Source organism: Arthrobacter sp. 10T44, from assembly GCF_056393885.1.
The window spans coordinates 91,243-111,787 of the sequence record NZ_JBFTGT010000007.1; the positions used below are offsets into that span (position 1 = coordinate 91,243).

Here is a 20,545-nt window from a genome sequence, read left to right on the forward strand (position 1 = left end):
CTGGTTATATAGATGTATCGATCTACCAAGGAGGCCGAACATGACAACAGCAGTAGCGGACCGCACACTCACCACCGTTGACCGGTGTGACCGTTGCGGAGCTCAGGCATACGTCCGGGTTGTTCTCGGCGCCTCCGGCGGTGAACTGCTCTTCTGCGGTCACCACGCCCGTGCCGTGGAAGCGAACCTTCGTCCGCTCAGCTCCGACTGGCACGACGAGACGGGCCGCCTCCACGAGAAGGCACCGGTTCCGGTCGACTAGACGTCCCACAGTGATCCCGATTGGGATCCGCCCGAAGGACCCCTCCCACGCGGAGGGGTCCTTCTGCTTTAACTTCCTGGACTGGGACAACGGCCCAAGCCGCTGTTTAAGCAGGAAACGCGGGGCCACGTCCCGCCCGTGATTCGTAGATCACAGGCGGGACGTGGCCCCGCGTTGCCGGAACCGGCGTTTGCTCCGAGCCGCTTAGTCCAGGTAGTCGCGCAGGACCTGCGAGCGGGAGGGGTGGCGCAGCTTGGACATCGTCTTCGATTCGATCTGGCGGATGCGTTCGCGCGTCACGCCGTAGACCTTTCCGATTTCGTCTAAAGTCTTCGGCTGTCCGTCGGTCAGCCCGAAGCGCATCGCCACGACCCCGGCCTCACGCTCGGAGAGGGTATCCAGAACCGAGTGCAGCTGTTCCTGCAGGAGGGTGAAGCTGACGGCGTCGGCCGGAACCACGGCTTCGGAGTCCTCGATCAGGTCGCCGAATTCGGAGTCGCCGTCCTCGCCAAGCGGGGTGTGCAGCGAGATCGGTTCGCGGCCGTACTTCTGGACTTCGACGACCTTTTCGGGGGTCATGTCCAGCTCGAGGGCCAGCTCTTCCGGGGTGGGTTCGCGGCCGAGGTCCTGCAGCATCTGGCGCTGGACGCGGGCCAGCTTGTTGATGACTTCCACCATGTGCACCGGAATACGGATGGTGCGGGCCTGGTCGGCCATGGCGCGGGTGATCGCCTGGCGGATCCACCAGGTGGCGTAGGTGGAGAACTTGAAGCCCTTGGTGTAGTCGAACTTCTCGACCGCACGGATCAGGCCCAGGTTTCCTTCCTGGATCAGGTCCAGGAACAGCATGCCGCGGCCGGTGTAGCGCTTAGCCAGCGAGACCACGAGGCGGAGGTTGGCCTCCAACAGGTGGTTCTTGGCGCGCTTGCCGTCGTGGATCACGTACTCGAGCTCGCGCTTGAGCTTGGGGTCCATGGAGCCGTCGTCCGCCGCGATCTTCTCCTCGGCGAACAGCCCGGCCTCGATCCGCAGGGCCAGGTCGACTTCCTGCTCGGCGTTCAGCAAGGCAACCTTGCCGATCTGCTTCAGGTAGTCCTTGACGGGGTCGGCGGTGGCGCCCGCTGACATGACCTGCTGCACGGGGGCGTCATCGTCGTCGGCGTCGGAGTAGACGAAGCCTGAGCCGGTGGCGGCTACCGCTGCCTTGCCGGCTACCTCTTCGCCGTCTTCACCGAGCTCGACGGCATCCGGGGTCACTTCATCCAGGTCCTCTTCGACCTCGACGTCGTCGGAGTCCTCGTCCCGGGACTTACTGGCGGCTTCGGCCGCGGCTTTGGCGCCGGGCTTGGGCCCGCGCTTCTTGGGCTCAGGCTTGGCGACAGCCGAGGCGGTGTCATCACCCGCTGCGGAGGCGGCGTCTTTTGCGGCCTTGTTGGCTGCACGCGTGGCGGCACGCTTTGCGTTTGCCGCCGCCTTCTTATCCTCGGGGGACAATACGGCCTGGTCGGCGGGTTCCTTCTTCGCGGAAGACGGGGTCACAGAAAACCTTTCTAGCGGCGGTCTGTGGAATCACCATACGGGCAACACCACTATGACCCTGTCAAGTCCGTGTTTCACATCAGGCGCAATCACGTCCAGCAGAGCCACTTAGTAGAACTGCCGGGGCGACCGTAATGTTCCCTGTTTCCAAGGTTCGCTACACGCACTCGATACACGGACCCAACCGGGTCTCGCCAACCATTGTCTCACGATTTTCCGGAACGGGACCTCGGAGCGCACGCGTCGACCCAATGTTGCGGCCCGGGCGCCGAGGCTCAGGCCGCACCCGGATCGAACTTCTGCCAGGCCGCCTCCCGCCGGCGGGCCCAGCCGCACAGCGTGCCGCGGCGGCCCAGCTCGGCCAGCAGCTCCGCCAGCCGGTAGCCCGGCTGCTCCGCTCCGGCCGCGGTGAAGAGCGCATCGGCGAACGATCCCCGGCCCCGGCACCATTCGATCCAGCCCCGCGCTGTAAGGGCCGCAGCCCGCGCTTCGCCGCCGCCGCAGTTGCCGAGCTGACGGAGGACCCGGTCGAGTTCGGCCAGCCGGCCCCAGTCGGGCGCCGGCGGCGCGAGGCCAAGGAGGACGTCCCCGTAGCCCGGGGTCTCGGCGGCTGCTGCCCCGGCCGGACCGGCTTCCTCTGGATTCCCGGCACTCTCCGCAACCGGGAGGCCGTCGAGCCCGGGCAGCGCGGCCGGGTTGCCCGGGCCGCCGTCGAACATGCCGAACTCCTCGGCACCGGCCTCGGCGGCGTCGCGCCCGGCGGCGGCCATGACGAGGACCGCGTCGCGCCACGCCGCGACGCGCAGCGAGGCGCGCAGGTAGCCGGCGAGCCCGGCCGGCAGGGCGGCCTCGCGGGCCTTGGCCGCCCGCGCTGACTGGCGGCCGCCGGCGTCGAACACGCGCTGCCACACGTCCAGCACTGCACCGAACTGCGCCCGGTCCCGCCACCGGCCCGAGAACTCCCGCGCCCAGCCCTCCTCGGCTTCCAGCACGGCCGGTTCGCCCAGCTCGGGCAGCGCGGCGGGCGCGGACCTCCCCGGGGCCGCGCCGACGCTGCTGCCGCGGAAGACCAGCTCCGCATTGAGTCGGCTGTTCCGGATCTCCTCGATCGGCCGGCCGGGCGGGGCGCAGCACGAGGGGTCTGCGCAGAAGGCGTTCCGCCAGTACCGCTCCCCGACCAGCCACGCGTCGCGTACCGGCAGCCCGGCTCTGCCGAGGGTACGCTCCAGTTCACGCAGCAGCCGGGCCAGCACGGCGGGATCCAAGGCAAGATCCGGGGCGGGATCAACAGCGGGATCCGCACCGGGCTCCCCCGCAGCCCTGTCGGTCGCATCGTCGACTGGATCGCCGGCCTCGGCGTCCGCCGGCGCGCCGGTGAAAAAGGCAAGCAGCGTGCCGTCGGCCGCGTCGTCGGACTCCAGGTAGTCCCGGACGGTCCGGGCGAAGGCCGCCAGCCCGGGGCCGCGGCAGCGCGAAGCGTCCGGGAGGTCGACTCGCAGCGTCGCCCCAAGCCGTTTTCCCTGCATGGTCATGGCAACGAGGCTGTTGGCTGGCCAGTAGCCCAGCGAATGCGGAATGAACCCGAGGATGTCCTCGGGGCCGGTGATTTTCAGGTGGTCGGGAGCTGTCATAAGTCCAGCTTCGCCCGCGCCCGCGGCGGGCGTCAGCCGGGGAGTTTCCTTATGTGGACAAGTCCGTCAGGGCGTACGGCGGCGTTCCGCGACGAGCCGGCGCTGCTGGGCCAGGGCCTTGAGCAGCGGCGGCACGATGACGCCCTGCGCGGCCATCTGACGGCGCACCTTCCGCCGGGTGATGAGGATGGCTGCGGCGCCCACCGCCAGCAGCAGGAACTGCACGCTCAGCGCGATCCGGAAGGCCCCGAGGCTGTACAGCCCGCCCGGTGAGGCCCCGGCCAGGTGCAGCGCGTCCAGGGCCAGCCCGATCAGGTAGATGGACAGCAGAGCGGCGATGAACCCGCCGACATTGACAATTCCGGTGGCCGTCCCGATCCGGTGCGCCGGGTTGAAGGTCCGGGCAAAGTCGAAACCGATCATCGAACCGGGCCCGCCGATCGCCAGGACCACCACCAGGCCGGCCAGCAGCCACAGCGGCGAACGGCCCGGCTGGAGCAGCACCGCGGCCCAGGCGGCGGCCGTGGCGCCGGAGATCAGCAGCACCATGGTGGACCGGCGCAGCGGGTGGCGGGCCACGAAGCTGCCCATCAGCGGCCCGGCGGCGATCGCGGCTGCCACGTAGAGGGCCATCAGCGCCGACACGGTGCCGGCCTCCAGCCCCTGGGCCGAGATCAGGAACGGGTAGCCCCAGGTCATTGCGAAAACGGTGCCGCTGAACTGCACGGTGAAGTGGCTCCACAGCCCCAGCCGGGTGCCCGGCTGCTTCCACGCCCGGGAGAGTGAAACGCCGGTGGCGCGCAGGCCCTGCGACGGCTCCGGCGCGGGGTGTCCGGGCGGCAGGTCCTGCAGCAGCAGCACCGTCAGCACGACGGCGAGCCCGGACATGCCGGCCAGGGTCAGGAACGCCGGGGTCCAGCCGGCCGAGTGCAGGATCATCGCGAACGGCACCACGGAAAAGAGCTGGCCGAGCTGGCCGGACATGCCGGTCAGCTGGGTCAGCAGCGGCACCCGGGACGGGGCAAACCACAGCGGGATCAGCCGGATCACGGAGATAAAGGTCATGGCATCGCCCGCGCCCACGAGCACGCGGCCCAGGACGCCGCCCGGGATGCTGTCCGCGAACGCGAGCTGGAGCTGGCCCAGGCCCATCAGCAGGGCGCCGCCGGCGATCATGGCCCGGGAGCCGAAGCGGTCCACCAGGACGCCGACCGGGATCTGCAGGCCCGCGTAGACCAGCAGCTGCAGCACGGTGAAGAAGGAGATTTCGGCGGCGCTGGCATGGAAACGGGCCGTGGCTTCCAGCCCGACGACACCGAAGGAGGTGCGCTGGCTGACCGCCACCAGGTATGCGAAGATCCCGATAATCCAGATCAGCCAGGCGCGGGGGGAGGTCACTCCCCCATTATGCCCCGGACGTCATAAATAGTATTTATTCGCCGGGTTCTTTACGGGCCAGGTAGGCCTCGACGGCGGCGCCCAGCGCGTCGGCGTTCGGGATCTGGTCGTTCTCGTCGGCCAGCAGCGACCGGCGCACGGTTCCCTCCGCCTTCTCGTCGTACCGTGTCTCCAGCCGGGAGACAACCTGCTGGACTTCTTCGGAGGCATTGATTTGTTCGGCAATCTGCCGGCCGACTTCCCGGCCCGCCTCGCGGAGGCGGTCCGTGGGAAGCATCAGCGAGGTGGCCGCACCCAGGTACTCCAGTCCCGCGACGGCGGCCGTCGGGTATTCGGCCTCGGCCAGGTAGTGCGGGACATGGATCACGTAGCCGGCGATGTTCCGGCCTGCCTCGACGAGGCGCAGTTCAAGGATGTGGCCGACGGCGGCAGGAACCTCGATGGTGGGCTTCCAGACCGAGATCCCCTCGATCAGCTCCGGCCGGTTGCCGTGCACGGTGACTCCGACCGGCCGGGTGTGCGGCACCGGCATCGGGATGGAGTGGATCCAGGCCGCCAGGTTGACGTCCAGTTCCTCCACGATCCCCACGACGGCGCGGGCGAACCGTTCCCACTGCAGGTCCGGCTCGAACCCGGCCAGCAGCAGGAAGGGGTTGCCCAGCCCGTCGATCAGCCGGTACAGGGCCAGGCGCGGGGCCTGGTAGTCCTGCAGGTGGTCCTCGACGAAGCTCACCTGCGGGCGCCGGGAGCGGTAGTCGATCAGCTGGTCGGCGTCGAACTCGGCTACGAGTTCGGAGTCGAGGGTGTCGAGCAGTTCCGTGGTGATCTGGCTCACCACGTGCCCGGCGTCGGCGAAACCGGTGAAGCCCATAAGCAGGTTCAGCCCGTGCAGTTCGGGGCTGCGGAACAGCGCGTCATCACGGACGTAGAGCGTTTCAGGGTCCAGCAAGGAGCCGGAAATCCGTTCCATCACGACATGTTCCTTTCGCAGTAGCAGGTGGGCGGCAGCAGCCGCCGTGGCGGACCGTCGGGTCGATGCGCAGACAAGACCCGCGCGCAGACGGTTCCCGAAGTGCCGATACCAGCTACAACGCGCCGTCGGCCGGGGGAATTCCTGCCCTGACTGTGTGCCAGCTCTCATTAAATTGAACTCCGGCGCCGGGGAGAGACTACGATCGGAACTGGCCTTATAGACGGCCTTGCAGACACCCGGTTACGTGCAGTGCCGACGGTGGCTCAGGTACCCATGGCAGGGCGCCGAACATGCAGTTCCTGCCGAAAAATCACAGAGAATTGAGGACTGTCCTCGTGGTCAAGAATACCGAAGTCAAACTCAGTGCGATCGCCGGAGACTTGAAGAAGTCCCCGTCCGACGCCCTAGTCGTGGGCGTGGGACAGGGCACCGACGGCCCCGTGCTGCTGGACAACCCGCTAACGGCCAAGGCGGCCGAGGCGCTGGCCGAGTCACTGGGCGTTCTTGGCCTTACCGGTGCCGCCGACCAGGCGCACCGCCTCCCCGGCCTGCCGGAAGCTGGAGCTTCCGTCCTGGTCCTCGCGGGCGTCGGCAAGGTTTCCGCGGGCACCCCGCTCTCCGAGGAGGCACTGCGCCGCGCGGCCGGCTCGGCCGTCCGCCAGCTCGCCGGCGTCGCCACTGTGACCCTCGCGCTCCCGACGCCGGACCTTGCCGCCGTCGCGGCTGTCGCCGAAGGTGCCGCGATGGGCGCCTACTCCTTCAACGAGTACCGCTCCACCAAGGACGGCCTCAAGGATCCGGTCAAGAGTGTCCGCATCCTCACCGACTTCGCCGCGGACAAGGCGCTGGCACCGGTGCTGGAGCGCGCCGCCCTGATCGGCAAGGCCGTCAACGCCACCCGCTCGCTGGTCAACCAGCCGCCGAGCCACCTCTACCCCGAAACGTTCGCCGACGCCGCCAAGGAACTGGCCAAGGGCCTGCCGGTCAAGGTGACCGTCTGGGACGAGAAGCGCCTGGAGAAGGACGGCTTCGGCGGCATCCTCGGCGTCGGCAAGGGTTCCACCCGCCAGCCGCGCCTTGTCAAGGTCGAATACGCCCCCGCCAAGGCCACCGCCAAGATCGCGCTGGTGGGCAAGGGCATCACCTTCGACACCGGCGGAATCTCGCTCAAGCCGCACCTCGGCATGGGCGACATGAAGTCCGACATGGCCGGCGCCGCCGTCGTGCTGAACACCGTTCTGGCCCTCGCGGAACTGGGCCTGCCGGTCAAGGCGACCGCCTGGCTGTGCATCGCGGAGAACATGCCTTCCGGCGCCGCGCAGCGTCCCGCCGACGTGCTGACCATCTTCGGCGGCAAGACCGTCGAGGTCCTGAACACCGACGCCGAGGGCCGCCTGGTCATGGCCGACGGCATCGTCGCCGCCAGCCAGGAGTACCCGGACGCGATCATCGACGTCGCGACCCTCACCGGCGCCCAGCTGATCGCCCTCGGCGACCGCACCGCCGGCGTTATGGGCTCGGACTCCGTCACCGGCGCGCTCAAGGCCGCCGCGGACCGCGCCGGCGAACTGGTCTGGCCGATGCCGCTGCCCGAAGAGCTGCGCCCCAGCCTGGACTCGCAGGTCGCGGACATCGCCAACATCGGCGAACGCCACGGCGGCATGATGACGGCCGCGGTGTTCCTGCGCGAGTTCGTCGGCAAGGGCAAGGACGGCGAGCAGATCCCGTGGGCCCACATCGACATCGCCGGACCGTCCTTCAACAACGGCAGCCCCTACGGCTACAACCACAAGCAGGGCACCGGCAGTACCGTGCGCACCTTGGTGGCCTACGTCGAGGACATCCTCGCCCAAGCCGTCTGAGCGGGGCCGCCGGCGGGCGTCCGGAACCGCCGGTCCTGAAGCACTGTCCGTTCACGCGGCCTTGCGGCCACGGGGCTGATACCCCGGCCACAGGGCCGCGTGACACTGGACACAAGCGCTCCACAAACGCCATGGCAAGGTGGAGCATGTATTAGTGGTTCGCTAAGGTGAACCGTAGTTTCACAGCAATTAGCTTCATAGAAGCAATTCCAAACGAAAGGGAACCGGCCTGCTGGCATAATCACGGCAGACAGTTCCAAGACCAGATGATGCGTACTCTCGTGTCATCGTTCACGCGAGGGAGCGTTTTAGTGGCCGATCAGGCAACTGCGCAAGAATTCGACATCCTGGTACTCGGCGGCGGCAGCGGCGGCTACGCAACTGCGCTCCGCGCCGTCCAGCTCGGCCTTACCGTCGGACTCATCGAAAAGGGAAAGCTCGGCGGCACCTGCCTGCACAACGGCTGCATCCCCACCAAGGCCCTGCTGCACTCCGCGGAACTGGCCGACCACGCCCGTGACTCCGCCAAGTACGGTGTCAACGTGACCCTGGACGGCATCGACATCAACGCCGTCAACGCCTACAAGGACGGCATCATTGCCGGCAAGTTCAAGGGTCTCCAGGGCCTCATCAAGGGCAAGAAGGGCATCACCGTCATCGAGGGTGAGGGCAAGCTCCAGGGCTCCGACACCGTCGTCGTGAACGGCACCGCGTACAAGGGCAAGAACATCGTCCTCGCGACCGGCTCCTACTCCCGCACGCTGCCCGGCCTCGAAATCGGCGGCAAGGTCATCACCTCCGACGAAGCCCTCACCATGGACTTCATCCCCAAGAGCGCCATCATCCTCGGCGGCGGCGTGATCGGCGTCGAGTTCGCTTCCGTCTGGAAGTCCTTCGGGGTCGACGTCACCATCATCGAAGGCCTGCCCTCCCTCGTCCCGAACGAGGACGCGACAATCGTCAAGGCGTTCGAGCGTGCGTTCAAGAAGCGCGGCATCAAGTTCTCCACCGGCACCTTCTTCCAGGGCGTCGAGCAGAACGACGACGGCGTCAAGGTCACCCTCGTCGACGGCAAGACCTTCGAAGCGGACCTCATGCTGGTCGCCGTCGGCCGCGGCCCGGTCACCGCCAACCTTGGTTACGAAGAAGCCGGTCTGACGATCGACCGCGGCTTCGTCATCACCAACGAGCGCCTGCACACCGGCGTCGGCAACATCTACGCCGTGGGCGACATCGTCCCGGGCGTCCAGCTCGCGCACCGCGGCTACCAGCAGGGCATCTTTGTGGCCGAGGAAATCGCCGGCCTCAAGCCGGTTGTCGTTGAGGACGTCAACATCCCCAAGGTCACCTACTCCGAGCCGGAGATCGCCACCGTCGGCTACACCGAGAAGGCCGCCAAGGCCAAGTTCGGCGACGACCAGGTCGAAACCCAGGAATACAACCTCGCCGGCAACGGCAAGAGCTCCATCCTGGGCACGTCCGGCCTGGTCAAGCTGGTCCGCCAGAAGGACGGCCCCGTCGTCGGCGTCCACATGATCGGCGCCCGTATGGGCGAGCAGATCGGCGAGGCCCAGCTGATCGTGAACTGGGAAGCCTACCCGGAGGACGTGGCCCAGCTGGTCCACGCCCACCCGACGCAGAACGAGTCCCTGGGCGAAGCCCACCTCGCCCTCGCCGGCAAGCCCCTGCACGGCTAGCAGTTCCGCCCGCAGCACCGCAAGAACTCCGTGTTTAGTGCACCCGGCCCGAAAAACCGGGTGCACTAAGCTCGAACAAGGCAGCAACCATCCGCACTAAAGATCAATAAGGAGAACGGGGACGACATGTCTGAATCCGTTAACTTGCCCGCCCTCGGTGAGAGCGTCACCGAAGGAACCGTCACCCGCTGGCTCAAGCAGGTCGGTGACCGGGTAGAGGTGGACGAGCCCCTGCTCGAAGTTTCCACCGACAAAGTAGACACCGAGATCCCCTCTCCGATCGCCGGCGTGATCGAGGAAATCCTCGTCGCCGAAGACGAGACCGCTGAAGTCGGAGCACCTCTGGTCCGCATCGGCGACGGCTCCGGCTCCGCCGAGGCTGCCGCTCCGGCCGCCGAGGAAGCGCCGGCCGAATCGCCGTCCGCTGCCGAGGCCCCGGCCCCCGAAGCCGAAACCCCCGCCCCGGCCGCCGAGGCTGCCGCTCCGGCACCCGCCGCGGAGGCCGCGCCGGCCGGCGAAGGCCACGAAGTCACGCTCCCCGCCCTGGGCGAGAGCGTCACCGAAGGTACCGTCACCCGATGGCTCAAGAGCATCGGTGACACTGTCGAAGTGGACGAGCCGCTGCTGGAAGTTTCCACGGACAAGGTCGACACCGAGATCCCGTCTCCGGTCGCCGGCACGCTGCAGGAAATCCGCGTTGCCGAGGATGAAACGGCCGAGGTCGGCTCCGTCCTCGCCGTGATCGGCTCCGGCGCTGCCGCGCCGGCCGCTGCTCCGGCTCCGGAGGCTCCCAAGCAGGAGGCGCCGAAGCAGGAAGCTCCCAAGCAGGAGGCCCCGGCTCCGGCCGCGGCTCCCAAGCAGGAAGCCCCCGCGGCACCCGCTCCGGCCGCCGCTCCCCAGCAGGAAGCCCCCAAGCAGGAGGCCCCGAAGCAGGCAGCTGCCCCCGCCGCAGCTGCGACTCCTGCCGAGTCCGGCTACGTCACTCCCCTGGTCCGCAAGCTCGCCAACCAGCAGGGCGTGGACATCTCCTCGCTGACCGGCACCGGCGTCGGTGGCCGGATCCGCAAGCAGGACGTGCTGGCCGCAGCCGAGGCCAAGGCCGCCCCGGCGGCCGCAGCTTCCGCGCCGGCCGCGTCGTCCGCAGCCCCGGCAGCAGCGTCCCCTGCAGCATCTGCTGAGGCCTCGTCGCTGCGCGGCACCGTGCAGAAGGCCCCGCGGATCCGCCAGGTCATCGCCCGCCGCATGCGCGAGTCGCTGGACATCTCCACCCAGCTGACCCAGGTGCACGAGGTGGACATGACCAAGGTCGCCAAGCTGCGGGCCAAGGCCAAGAACTCCTTCCAGGCGCAGAACGGCTCCAAGCTGACCTTCCTGCCCTTCATTGCCAAGGCCGTCGCCGAGGCCCTGAAGCAGCACCCGAAGGTCAACGCCTCCTACGACGAGGACAAGCAGGAGATCACCTACCACAACGCCGAGCACCTGGCGATTGCGGTGGACACCGACAAGGGCCTGCTGGTTCCGGTCATCGCCGACGCCGGCAACCTGAACCTGGCCGGCCTGGCCGGCAAGATCGCCGACGTCGCGGACCGCACCCGCAACGGCAAGATCGGCCCGGACGAGCTCTCCGGCGGAACCTTCAGCATCACCAACATCGGTTCCGTGGGCGCCCTCTTCGACACCCCGATCATCAACCAGCCGCAGGTGGCCATCCTCGGCACCGGCGCGATCGTCAAGCGCGCCGTCGTGGTCTCCGATGAGAACGGCGACGACTCGATCGCCATCCGTTCGATGATGTACCTGTCGCTGACGTACGACCACCGCCTGGTGGACGGCGCCGACGCAGGACGCTTCCTGCAGACGCTGAAGGCACGCCTTGAAGAAGGCGCGTTCGAAGCAGACCTCGGCCTCTAGCAGCCAGCTCATCCATCTGGGTGAGAGAAGGGCACCTCCCCGCAAGGGAAGGTGCCCTTCGCTCTTTATGGACACTTTGTCGCTAAGCTAGGTCCCATGAACATCGTCTATAACATCATGGTCTTCCTGCACATCATCGGCGCCGCCATGATCGTGGGTATCTGGATCGCCCAGATGAAGAACCCCACCGTGCACCCGCGCCAGTTCGACGGCGCCGCCCTCCAGCTCATCACCGGCATTGTCATGATGGGGCTCATCCCGGCCTTGAACATGGACGCCAACTACGCCAAGCTCGGCCTCAAACTGGTGATCGCCCTCGCCGTGGCCGTGCTCGCGTTCATCGGCAGCCGCAAGTACAAGAAGGACGAGCCGGTCAGCAGGGGCCTCGCCCACAGCGTTGGCGGCCTGGCGCTGCTTAACGTCGCCATCGCCACCCTCTGGCAGTAGGCACCCGACCGCAGCGACGGCGGCGTACCCCCAACCGGGGTGCGCCGCCGTCGTCGTTAACCCGTTCCTCCCGGCGGGACAGCGGCTGGGCTTTATCCCTGCCGCCCCGCCATGTCGAGGCAATTCTCTGACAGCGGACACCGGGTGCGGCGACCGGACCGAGTCCCTAGGATGGGACACGGCAGGATCCGCTTACCTGGCCGGATCGCTGACTCAACGACGCTGAGGAGTGGACATGGCAACAACACGCACCGCACACACTGTATGGAACGGCGACCTGATGTCGGGGGCGGGCAACACCAGCCTCGACAGCTCCGGGCTCGGCAACTTCGACGTCACCTGGAAGGCCCGCGCCGAAGCGGCCGAGGGGAAGACCAGCCCGGAAGAACTGATCGCCGCCGCGCACTCCGCATGCTTCTCGATGGCATTCAGCCACGCCCTGGCGCAGGCCGGCCACACGCCGGAGGAAGTCAACACCAAGGCCGACGTCACGTTCGAACCCGGCACCGGCATCACCGGCAGCCACCTCACCCTGAACGCCCGGGTGCCCGGCATCTCCGAGGAGGAGTTCCAGCGCATCGCCGAGGACGCCAAGACCGGCTGCCCGGTCTCGGCTGCCCTGACGGGCATCAAGATCACCCTGGACGCCACCCTGGCCGCCTAGCAGCCGGCAACCGCAGATACACGAAGGCCCCCGCCCCGGATTGTCCGGAGCGGGGGCCTTCGCCGTGTGCGCTAGTTGCCCTGCCGGCGGGCCGGCAGCGGGGCGGGCCGCACCGTGCGGTAGCCCTCGCGGAGCGGCGGGCGGTCGGTGGGAAGCTCCTGGATCATTTCCTTGAGCGCGCCGATGCCGTATTCGAGCTGCGGGTCCGTGCCGGCCGCATAGGCGTGCGGCGGGAAGGAGACCTCGATGTCGGGGGCAACACCGTAGTTTTCTACGCCCCAGCCCACGCCGCCGGTGAACCAGGTGGCGTAGCGCGGCTGGGTGACCCCGGTGCCGTCCGCCAGGGCGAACCGGTTGTCGATACCGACGACGCCGCCCCAGGTCCGGGTGCCGATGACCGGTCCGATCCCGCGCAGCTTGGAGACCTGGGTGATGATGTCGCCGTCGGAGCCGGCAAACTCATCGGTGAGGATGATGACCGGGCCGCGCGGTGCGTGGTGCGGATAGGTGCGCGGACGCTCGCCGCGGGGCATGCTCCAGCCGGTCACCTTGCGGCCGATCAGCTCCGCGACGAGCTGCGAGGTGTGGCCACCGCGGTTGCGGCGGACATCCACGATCAGGCCGTCGAGGGAGGTCTCGGTATCCAGGTCGCGGTGCAGCTGCGCCCAGCCGTTGGCCATCATGTCCGGTATGTGCAGGTAACCGAAGGTGCCCTGCGAGGCTTCCCGCACGGTGCGGCGGTTGGACGCGACCCATTCCTGGTAGCGCAGCCGTTCCTCGTCCTTGACCGGCACGACGGCGACGCGGCGCTGCTCCCCTGCCCGGGCGCCGTGGCCGGCACCGTTGCGCAGGGTCAGTTCCACGGCGCGGCCGGCGGCTCCGGCCAGCTGCACGGCCGGCGTCAGCGACGCCGAGAGTTCGACGCCGTCGATTGCCAGCAACACATCCCCGGGCCGCGCGTCCACGCCCGGCCGGGTCAGCGGCGAGGTGGCCAGCGGGTCCGAAGATTCCCCGGCCAGGATGCGGGTGATTTCCCAGCCCTCGCCGGTGAACGCGAGGTCGGCGCCGAGGCGGCCCTGGCCGTTGCTGCCGTTCTCCGTCACCAGGGCGGGGCGGACGTAGGCGTGGGAGGTTCCCAGCTCGCCGTGAAGTTCCCAGAGCAGGTCCACGAGGTCATCGTGGGAGCCGAGCCGGTCCACGATCGGCCGGTAGCGGGCGTGCACCGAATCCCAGTCCTGGCCGGCCATGTCCGCGGTCCAGAAGAAGTCGCGCTGCAGGCGCCAGGCCTCGTCGAAGGCCTGGCCCCACACACTGACCGGGTCAAGCCGGACCCGGATGCGGTTCAGATCCACCTTGACCAGTTGGCCGGATTCCTCGTCGGCCTTCGATGCCGCGGGCGAGACACGGATCTGCTTGTCCTGGACCAGGACGACCTTTTCGCCGTCGCCGGTGAGCCGGTAGCTGTCCAGCGCGTCGACGATCGTGGTGGCTCGGCGCTTGGCGAGGTCGAAGCGGACCAGGCTCGGGGCGGCGTTCTTGTCCTCCAGGCTGGCCCGGCCGTCGCCGGTCACGCCGGCCAGCTCGTGGTCGAGCCAGAGCAGCGCGCCCGCGGTGGCGGCTAGGTCCGAGTAGTTGCCCTGCGGGACCGGGACGCTGATGACGCGGTGCGCCAGGCCCTCGGCGTCGACCCTGACCGGCGCGGCGGTTTTGGCTGCGTCTCCGGCACCGCTTTCGGCGGCGGCCCCGTCCCGGGAATCCTCCGAGTCTTCGGGGAGTGCGACGCTCGGCCCGAACGGGGACGGTGTGTCGGCTGCCAGGGCCACGAGGTAGGGCTTGATCGGACTCGGGAAGGACAGGTCGAAGGAGTGCCCGTCGTACACCGGGTCGAAGCTGCGGTTGGACAGGAAGGCCAGGAATTTGCCGTCCGGGGTGAACGCCGGCGACTCGTCCCGGAAGCGGCCGTCGGTGACGTCGATGATCGCAGGCTTATCCGCCCCGGCCGCGGCGGGCGTTGCCGTTCCTGCCCGATCGATCCGGGCCAGCCGCAGCCGGGTCCTGGAGCCGAAGGAGGTGACCGGCTCGGCCCAGCCCAGCCACGCCGAGTCCGGAGACCAGCTGAAGCCGTCGATGCTGCCCTCGCCGATGCTGCTCAGCAGCGACAGGGCGCCGGTGCGGGTGTCTGCGAGGAAGATATCGCCGAAGGAGGTGCCGACGGCGATCCAGTTGCCGTCCGGGCTTGCCTCCATCGCGCTGGCCCGGCTGGGCTTCGGGAAGTCGATCCGGGTCGGTCGACCGCTGTCGGCTTGCTCCGGCGCGGAGCCGCCACCCGAAGAGGCGCTGCCGGAGGCGGCATCCGCGACCACCACCGGCACGGCCTCGGCAGCGGCGACGACGGCGGTCGCCGGCGCGGCGTCGGGGCGGGTGAGGGCGGCAGCGGAGACTGGCCGCGGCAGCGGAGTCCCGCCGTCGGCGTCCTGCCCGGCCTCCGCGGCGGCGGCCGGTGCGGGGGCCTGCACCTGGTTGCCGGATGCTTGGCCGCCGGATGCGTGGTTGCCGGATCCGTGGCCGCCGTGCACGGGCGCGGCGATGGGCTTGAGGTAGAGCGCCTCGGCGCCCTCGTGGTCCGCGATGTAGGCGATCCGGCCGGCACCGAAGGGGCGCGGCAGTCGTGCCCGGACACCCGGAGTCGCCTCGAGGATGCGCGACGGACCGTCCTTGTGCCGCAGCCAGTGCAGGGTGCCGTGGGCTTCCACAGCGCTGGAGTCGCCGGTGTGGTCCGGGATGACGTCACCGAGGTGGCGGGAGGGCTTCAGCGCCGACGAGCGCCGGGCCTGCGAAGCGGAGCCGAGCGTGACGTCGAGCTTGACCGCGTCGGCGTCGAGACCGGCCAGCAGCCAGAGTTCGCCTGCGGACTCAAAGACCACCCGTTCACCGTCGGTGGCCGCGTGCCGCACGTAGAAGTCCTCGTGGTCCGTGTGGCGGCGGAGGTCCGTGCCGTTGGGCAGCACGGAATACAGGTTGCCGTAGCCCTCGTGGTCGGAGAGGAAGGCGATCCGGCCCTGGACCCACATCGGGTCGGTGAGGTTGCCGTCAAGTTCGGGCGCGAGCCGCTCGAATTCGCCGTTGCCGTCCGCGTCGATCCACAACTTCCCGGCGGCGCCGCCCCGGTACCGCTTCCACCAGGCCGGTTCACGGGAGAGCACACTGGCCAGCACCACGGGCCGTTCATCCCCGACGACGGTGCCGTAGGCCACGGACTCGACCGGTCCGTAGGGCAGCTCCTCGGCCCAGCCGCCGTCGACGGGCAGGCTGTAGGCGTGCGTGAGGCGGCTGTCCGCCTGCCGGAAGGCGCTCGTGACCACCACGTCGCCGTCCGGGGTGAAGCCCTTGACCTTGGTGGAGCTGTGGCCGAAGTAACTGAGCTGGCGGTACCCGCCGCCATCGACGTCCGCCGTGACAACCTCCGGGGCGGTCCCCTGGACGACCGTCCAGACCAGGCGCTTTCCGTCGGGGGTGAACCGCGGGTTGCGGGCCGGCAGCTGCAGCGAGGAGACCCGCCAGGCGCGGCCTCCGTCGAGGGGCGCGATCCAGACGTCGTCCTCGGCCACGAAGGTGACCAGATCGCCATGCAGATGCGGGAAACGGAGGTAGCTCGAAGAGGTCATCGTTCGATCATAGTCAAAACCTCCCCTAGCCCCGGGGAGGTTTCCCTGCCGTGCCGGGCATGGTGAGATGGATCATGCGAATCCTTGTAGCAGGCGCCTCCGGGCTGATCGGAACCGCCCTTTCCAGCACGTTGCGCGACAGCGGGCACGAGGTCGCGAGCCTGGTCCGGCGCCCGCCCGCCTCGCCCGGCGAGTTCCAGTGGGATCCCGCCGCGGGCCGCATCGACGACACGGCCCTCAAGGGTGCGGACGCGGTGATCAACCTCTCCGGTGCCGGGATCGGCGACCGGCCGTGGACGCGGGGCCGGATCAACGAGCTCAGCGCCTCGCGGCTGGGCCCGACGCGGACCCTGACCGCGGCGATGGGCCGGATGGACAACCCGCCGCCGGTCTTCCTGAGCCAGTCCGCCTCCGGTTACTACGGAAATGCCGGTCAGGCGGTGCTGCGCGAGAACGCGCCGGCCGGCAGCGGCGTGCTGGCCCGGATCTGCGCCGACTGGGAGGCCGCGGCCCAGGAGGCGCCGGCCGGGGTCCGCGTTGTTACCGCGCGCACCGGCGTCGTCCTGAGCCGCAGCGGCGGCGCCCTCGGCCGGCTCCTGCCGCTGCTGCGCCTGGGCGTGGGCGGCCCGCTGGGTAACGGCCGGCAGTACTGGCCGTGGATCACGCTTCCGGACGTGGCCGGCGCTTTCAACTTCCTGCTCACCGCGCCGCTGGCCGGACCGGTGAACGTCTGCGCCCCGGAGAGCGCGGACGTGAATTCGTTGATCTCCCGGCTGGCCGAATCACTCCACCGGCCGGCTCTGTTGCGGGTGCCGGCGCCCGTACTGCGCCTCGTGATGGGCCAACTGGCCAATGAATTGCTGCTCGCCAGCCAGCGGATGGAACCGGCTGCCCTGGCCGGCGCCGGGTTCCAGTGGCAGCACCCCTCGCTGGCCCAGGCCGCGGCCTGGGTGGCGGCCCGCGGCTGACCGGGCGGCGCCGGAGGCGCCCGTCCTAGTCCCCGGCGGCGCGGAGGACCTCCTGGATCCGCCATTTGCCGTCCACCGGCACCAGCACCAGGCGAAGCCGCTGTTGCGGGACGGCCGCCGCCTCGGCCACCACCGTCCCCGCGGCGTCGCGCTCCCGGTACGACGGCGAGGCCACGCTGAGCGACACCACGGCCCGCGCGGCTGTGCTCTCCGGCTGCCGCTTGACCAGGCTCAGGCGGGCTTCGAAGCCGTCGAGGACGTGGCCGGACACCGCCAGCCGGGAGCCGACGCCGGCGTCTGCTGCCGCGGCAGGGGACGCGGGCGCATTGACCTGTTCCAGAAGCCCGAGGTTCCCCGTGCTCAAGGCGTAGGAACGGAGGCCAGCGAGGCCGCGCACCGCGTCTTCGGGCCGTGGCGCGGCGAGCAGCTTCTGCAGAGCGGGCGGCACGGCTCCGGCCGCCGCGACCTGCGGATCGGTGGCAGCCCCGGTCACCGGTACCGCTGCCGGTCCGGACAGCGGCCGGACCTCAGGGGCCCATTCCCCCACCGCCAGCCTCCCGGCGAGCAGCAACGTCCCGAAGACGCCTGCCGCCGTGAAGAGCACCGCCGTCACGAGGACCGCCAGGCCACGCCGAACGCTCACGCGCCTAATTCCCGGCCGGACGCCCGGCCGAGCTCCCGGCTGGCGGCGCACCGGCATGGACGCGTGCCGCGCACTTGGTCCGACCGGGGGGCGCAGCGCCACCCGGCGCCGCCAGCGCCACAGCCGCGACGCCCGCCTTTCCCGCGCGCCGGCCGGAAGGGAGCGCCGGGTCAGCAGTTGCGGCAGCACGGTCGAATGCACCGACACGGAAAGATCCACGGGCGCCGCCGGGGCGCCGCGGAAAATCGCCTCGGCCAGCTCCGCGGCCGACGGCCGCCGGCGTCGGTCACTGCACAGTCCCGCCTCGAGCGCGTCCGCGAGCTCCGCCGGAACGGCGGGAACCAGCAGCGGCAGCGGCGGACGCTGGGGTTCCGGCTCCGGCGCCCGGCCGGTGAGGCAAAACCAGCCCAGCGCCGCCACGGAGTAGACATCCCTTTCAGGCTGGAGCCCGGCCCGGACGGCATCCACCGGGGCCGGGTCACGGAACCCGTCCGTGCCGGCGCCGGAGGCATCCTGCGGCTCCGCCAGCATCCGCCCCACCCCGAGGTCGGCCAGCAGCGGCTTTCCCTGCGCAGTGAACAGCACGTTGCCCGGTGAGACGTCGCCATGGGTAAATCCGTTCCGGTGCAGGTACGCCAGCGCCTGGGCGATCGGGGTCAGCACCGTGACGGTCTCCCCCGGCGCCAGGCTGCCCCGGGCCCCAAGGAGTTCGGCTAGCGAGCCGCCGGCGGCGTAGTCGAGCACAAGCCCCAGCCCGGGGCCGCCGCTGGTCCCATAAGCCACCCGCACCACGGCATGCGCCTTGACGAGGTGCTCATGGTCAAGGGCGGAGAGGATCCGCACCTCACGCCGCACGGCTTCCTCGGCATCCACCGCCCGTCGTCGTTCCCGCTGCGGCTCTCCCGCTGGACCGACGGCGTTGAAGCACTTCAGCGCCACGTCACGCCGCGTCACGTGGTCAGTGGCGAGCCAGACGGCGGCGCTGCCGCCGCGGCCCAGCAGCCGCCCGACGTCGTATCCGGAAACCTCCGGGGCCGGGGCGGGATCGGAAGCGGAAGCAGGGGACGCGGACCGTTCGTAATCATCCATGGTTTAGGAATAGCGGATCTTCGATTTCCCTGCAGGAGTTATCCACAGGCATGAGAGCTTCACCACAGAATCGGTGGGCGCGACAGCCGAGGACTAAGCTGGATGCCATGACTCTTGAGTTCTCCCAGCTGGGTCTCGCCCCTGAATTCGTCGACTACACCCGCGGCTGGGACATCCAGCGCGAACTCCACGAGAAAGTCGTCGCCGGAACCGCACCCAGCACCGTTCTGCTGCTCGAACATTCCCCGGTCTACACCGCAGGTAAACGCACCGAGGACCACGAACGCCCCTTCGACGGGACCCCCGTGGTGCCGGTGGACCGCGGCGGCAAACTGACCTGGCATGGCCCGGGCCAGCTGGTGGGCTATCCCATCATCAAGCTGAAGAACCCGGCCGGCATCCGTGACTACGTCGAACGGCTCGAAGCCGTCATCATCGCTGTCCTGGCCGACTACGGCATCGACGCCGTCCGGATCAAGGGCCGTGCCGGCGTCTGGATCGAGCAGGACGAGAAGGGCCCGGCGCGCAAAATTGCCGCGATCGGCATCCGGGTCCACGAGGGCGTCACCATGCACGGCTTCGCCATCAACTGCAACAATGACCTCGCCCCCTACGGCCAGATCATCGCCTGCGGCATCACCGACGCCGGCGTCACCACGATCGCGCAGGAGACCGGCCGGGATGTCGCCCCGGCAGACCTCGTGTCGCGGATCACCGAGGAACTGCGCAACAATGAAGAAGCCCTAGTTGCAACCCACGAAGGAGCTCTACTGTGACACTGGCACCAGAAGGCCGGAAGATGCTGCGTATTGAGCAGCGCAATGCGGCCACCCCGGTGGAACGGAAGCCCGAGTGGATCAAGGCCAAGGTCCAGATGGGCCCGGAGTTCGTCCAGCTCAAGAACCTCGTCAAGAAGGAAGGCCTCCACACCGTCTGTGAAGAGGCCGGCTGCCCCAACATCTTCGAATGCTGGGAAGACAAGGAAGCGACCTTCCTGATCGGCGGCTCCGAGTGCACCCGGCGCTGCGACTTCTGCCAGATCGACACCGGCAAGCCCTCCCCCGTGGACATGTTCGAGCCCACCAAGGTGGCCCGCTCGGTCCAGTCCATGCAGCTGCGCTACGCCACCGTCACCGGAGTGGCCCGCGACGACCTCGCCGACGAGGGCGTCTGGCTCTACGCCGAGACGGTCCGCAAGATCCACGAGCTGAACCCGGGCACCGGCGTCGAACTCCTGATCCCCGATTTCTCCGGCAAGCCCGAGCACATCGAGGCGATCTGCGACTCCAAGCCCGAGGTGTTCGCGCACAACGTCGAGACTGTCCCCCGGATCTTCAAGCGGATCCGTCCCGCGTTCCGTTACGAGCGGTCCCTGGACGTCATCACGCAGGGCCGCAAGCTGGGCATGGTCACGAAATCCAACCTGATCCTGGGCATGGGAGAGACCCGCGAGGAGATCTCCGAGGCACTGCGCGACCTGCACGAGGCCGGCTGCGACCTGATCACCATTACCCAGTACCTGCGCCCTTCCGAACGCCACCTTCCGGTGGACCGCTGGGTCAAGCCGCAGGAGTTTGTGGACCTGCAGCAGGAGGCCGACGAGATCGGTTTCCTCGGCGTGATGAGCGGACCGCTGGTGCGTTCCTCCTACCGTGCCGGCCGGCTCTGGGCCACCGCGATGCGCAAGAAGGGCTGGGAAATCCCGGCCGAGCTGGCGCACATCGAAAGCTCCGGCAGCACCCGCCAGGAAGCCAGTTCGCTGCTCGCGGCGCACTCCTGACAGACACCGCACACCA

15 protein-coding genes are annotated in these 20,545 nt (G+C 69.1%); 9 read left to right on the forward strand and 6 right to left on the reverse strand.

Features of this window, described 5'->3' with window-relative positions; all coding sequences use genetic code 11:
- Nucleotides 1–40: 40 nt before the first annotated feature.
- The gene (locus AC1DBL_RS12805) at nucleotides 41–262 is read left to right on the forward strand and encodes a DUF7455 domain-containing protein (RefSeq protein WP_441418845.1); all 222 of its coding nucleotides are present in this window, start codon (nucleotides 41–43) and stop codon (nucleotides 260–262) included.
- Nucleotides 263–466: 204 nt separating this feature from the next.
- Here the strand turns inward: AC1DBL_RS12805 and AC1DBL_RS12810 are convergent, their stop codons facing one another.
- From AC1DBL_RS12810 to AC1DBL_RS12825, 4 genes are all read right to left on the reverse strand, one after another.
- Entirely contained in the window at nucleotides 467–1,801 is a 1,335-nt protein-coding gene (locus tag AC1DBL_RS12810) for an RNA polymerase sigma factor (protein WP_476926263.1), read from the reverse strand.
- A gap of 275 nt (nucleotides 1,802–2,076) precedes the next feature.
- A complete protein-coding gene (locus AC1DBL_RS12815; protein WP_476926264.1) occupies nucleotides 2,077–3,432 on the reverse strand; it encodes a DUF4192 family protein in 1,356 nt (451 codons plus the stop codon).
- Between the two features lie 66 nt (nucleotides 3,433–3,498).
- Nucleotides 3,499–4,830 carry an MFS transporter gene (locus AC1DBL_RS12820; protein ID WP_441418848.1) on the reverse strand — a complete coding sequence of 444 codons (1,332 nt, stop codon included), beginning with the start codon at nucleotides 4,828–4,830 and terminating at the stop codon, nucleotides 3,499–3,501.
- A gap of 34 nt (nucleotides 4,831–4,864) precedes the next feature.
- Nucleotides 4,865–5,803, reverse strand: a complete 939-nt coding sequence (locus AC1DBL_RS12825; RefSeq protein ID WP_476926265.1) for a proteasome assembly chaperone family protein — start codon at nucleotides 5,801–5,803, stop codon at nucleotides 4,865–4,867.
- A gap of 335 nt (nucleotides 5,804–6,138) precedes the next feature.
- On the opposite strand from AC1DBL_RS12825, the gene AC1DBL_RS12830 reads away from it, so the two are divergent.
- The 5 genes from AC1DBL_RS12830 (at nucleotide 6,139) to AC1DBL_RS12850 (ending at nucleotide 12,384) form a co-directional block, all read left to right on the forward strand.
- Nucleotides 6,139–7,665, forward strand: a complete 1,527-nt coding sequence (locus tag AC1DBL_RS12830) for a leucyl aminopeptidase (RefSeq protein WP_476892737.1) — start codon at nucleotides 6,139–6,141, stop codon at nucleotides 7,663–7,665.
- Nucleotides 7,666–7,976: 311 nt separating this feature from the next.
- Nucleotides 7,977–9,362 (forward strand): dihydrolipoyl dehydrogenase, encoded by a 1,386-nt coding sequence (gene lpdA / locus AC1DBL_RS12835; protein WP_441418851.1) that lies wholly within the window; start codon nucleotides 7,977–7,979, stop codon nucleotides 9,360–9,362.
- A 126-nt stretch (nucleotides 9,363–9,488) separates the two neighbouring features.
- Nucleotides 9,489–11,273 carry a 2-oxoglutarate dehydrogenase, E2 component, dihydrolipoamide succinyltransferase gene (sucB, locus tag AC1DBL_RS12840; protein ID WP_441418852.1) on the forward strand — a complete coding sequence of 595 codons (1,785 nt, stop codon included), beginning with the start codon at nucleotides 9,489–9,491 and terminating at the stop codon, nucleotides 11,271–11,273.
- Between the two features lie 96 nt (nucleotides 11,274–11,369).
- On the forward strand, nucleotides 11,370–11,720 hold the full coding sequence (locus AC1DBL_RS12845; RefSeq protein WP_441418853.1) for a hypothetical protein: 351 nt from the start codon (nucleotides 11,370–11,372) through the stop codon (nucleotides 11,718–11,720).
- Nucleotides 11,721–11,955: 235 nt separating this feature from the next.
- A complete protein-coding gene (locus AC1DBL_RS12850; protein ID WP_441418854.1) occupies nucleotides 11,956–12,384 on the forward strand; it encodes an OsmC family protein in 429 nt (142 codons plus the stop codon).
- 71 nt (nucleotides 12,385–12,455) lie between these two features.
- Here the strand turns inward: AC1DBL_RS12850 and AC1DBL_RS12855 are convergent, their stop codons facing one another.
- A complete protein-coding gene (locus AC1DBL_RS12855; protein ID WP_441418855.1) occupies nucleotides 12,456–16,049 on the reverse strand; it encodes a S41 family peptidase in 3,594 nt (1,197 codons plus the stop codon).
- 74 nt (nucleotides 16,050–16,123) lie between these two features.
- Between AC1DBL_RS12855 and AC1DBL_RS12860 the strand changes: the two genes are divergently transcribed.
- Nucleotides 16,124–17,017, forward strand: coding sequence for a TIGR01777 family oxidoreductase (locus tag AC1DBL_RS12860; RefSeq protein WP_441418856.1), 894 nt, complete (start codon nucleotides 16,124–16,126; stop codon nucleotides 17,015–17,017).
- Nucleotides 17,018–17,042: 25 nt separating this feature from the next.
- On the opposite strand, the gene AC1DBL_RS12865 is transcribed toward AC1DBL_RS12860, so the two are convergent.
- Nucleotides 17,043–18,749: a serine/threonine-protein kinase gene (locus AC1DBL_RS12865; protein ID WP_476926266.1), complete on the reverse strand. Its 1,707-nt coding sequence runs from the start codon at nucleotides 18,747–18,749 to the stop codon at nucleotides 17,043–17,045.
- Nucleotides 18,750–18,856: 107 nt separating this feature from the next.
- Here AC1DBL_RS12865 and lipB point away from each other — a divergent pair, with 107 nt between their 5' ends.
- Together lipB and lipA are read left to right on the forward strand one after the other, a co-directional pair.
- Nucleotides 18,857–19,525 carry a lipoyl(octanoyl) transferase LipB gene (gene lipB, locus AC1DBL_RS12870; protein WP_441418858.1) on the forward strand — a complete coding sequence of 223 codons (669 nt, stop codon included), beginning with the start codon at nucleotides 18,857–18,859 and terminating at the stop codon, nucleotides 19,523–19,525.
- Nucleotides 19,522–20,529 carry a lipoyl synthase gene (gene lipA, locus AC1DBL_RS12875; RefSeq protein ID WP_175321644.1) on the forward strand — a complete coding sequence of 336 codons (1,008 nt, stop codon included), beginning with the start codon at nucleotides 19,522–19,524 and terminating at the stop codon, nucleotides 20,527–20,529. The genes lipB and lipA overlap by 4 nt, the downstream gene beginning before the upstream one ends.
- Nucleotides 20,530–20,545 lie beyond the last annotated feature (16 nt).

Bases quoted from the DNA above. Each gene is read 5' to 3' on its own strand.
- AC1DBL_RS12805 (WP_441418845.1), top strand. From the start codon at position 41: ATGACAACAGCAGTAGCGGACCGCACACTCACCACCGTTGACCGGTGT.
- AC1DBL_RS12815 (WP_476926264.1), bottom strand. From the start codon at position 3,432: ATGACAGCTCCCGACCACCTGAAAATCACCGGCCCCGAGGACATCCTC.
- sucB (WP_441418852.1), top strand. From the start codon at position 9,489: ATGTCTGAATCCGTTAACTTGCCCGCCCTCGGTGAGAGCGTCACCGAA.
- AC1DBL_RS12845 (WP_441418853.1), top strand. From the start codon at position 11,370: ATGAACATCGTCTATAACATCATGGTCTTCCTGCACATCATCGGCGCC.
- AC1DBL_RS12850 (WP_441418854.1), top strand. From the start codon at position 11,956: ATGGCAACAACACGCACCGCACACACTGTATGGAACGGCGACCTGATG.
- AC1DBL_RS12855 (WP_441418855.1), bottom strand. From the start codon at position 16,049: ATGACCTCTTCGAGCTACCTCCGTTTCCCGCATCTGCATGGCGATCTG.
- AC1DBL_RS12860 (WP_441418856.1), top strand. From the start codon at position 16,124: ATGCGAATCCTTGTAGCAGGCGCCTCCGGGCTGATCGGAACCGCCCTT.
- AC1DBL_RS12865 (WP_476926266.1), bottom strand. From the start codon at position 18,749: ATGGATGATTACGAACGGTCCGCGTCCCCTGCTTCCGCTTCCGATCCC.
- lipB (WP_441418858.1), top strand. From the start codon at position 18,857: ATGACTCTTGAGTTCTCCCAGCTGGGTCTCGCCCCTGAATTCGTCGAC.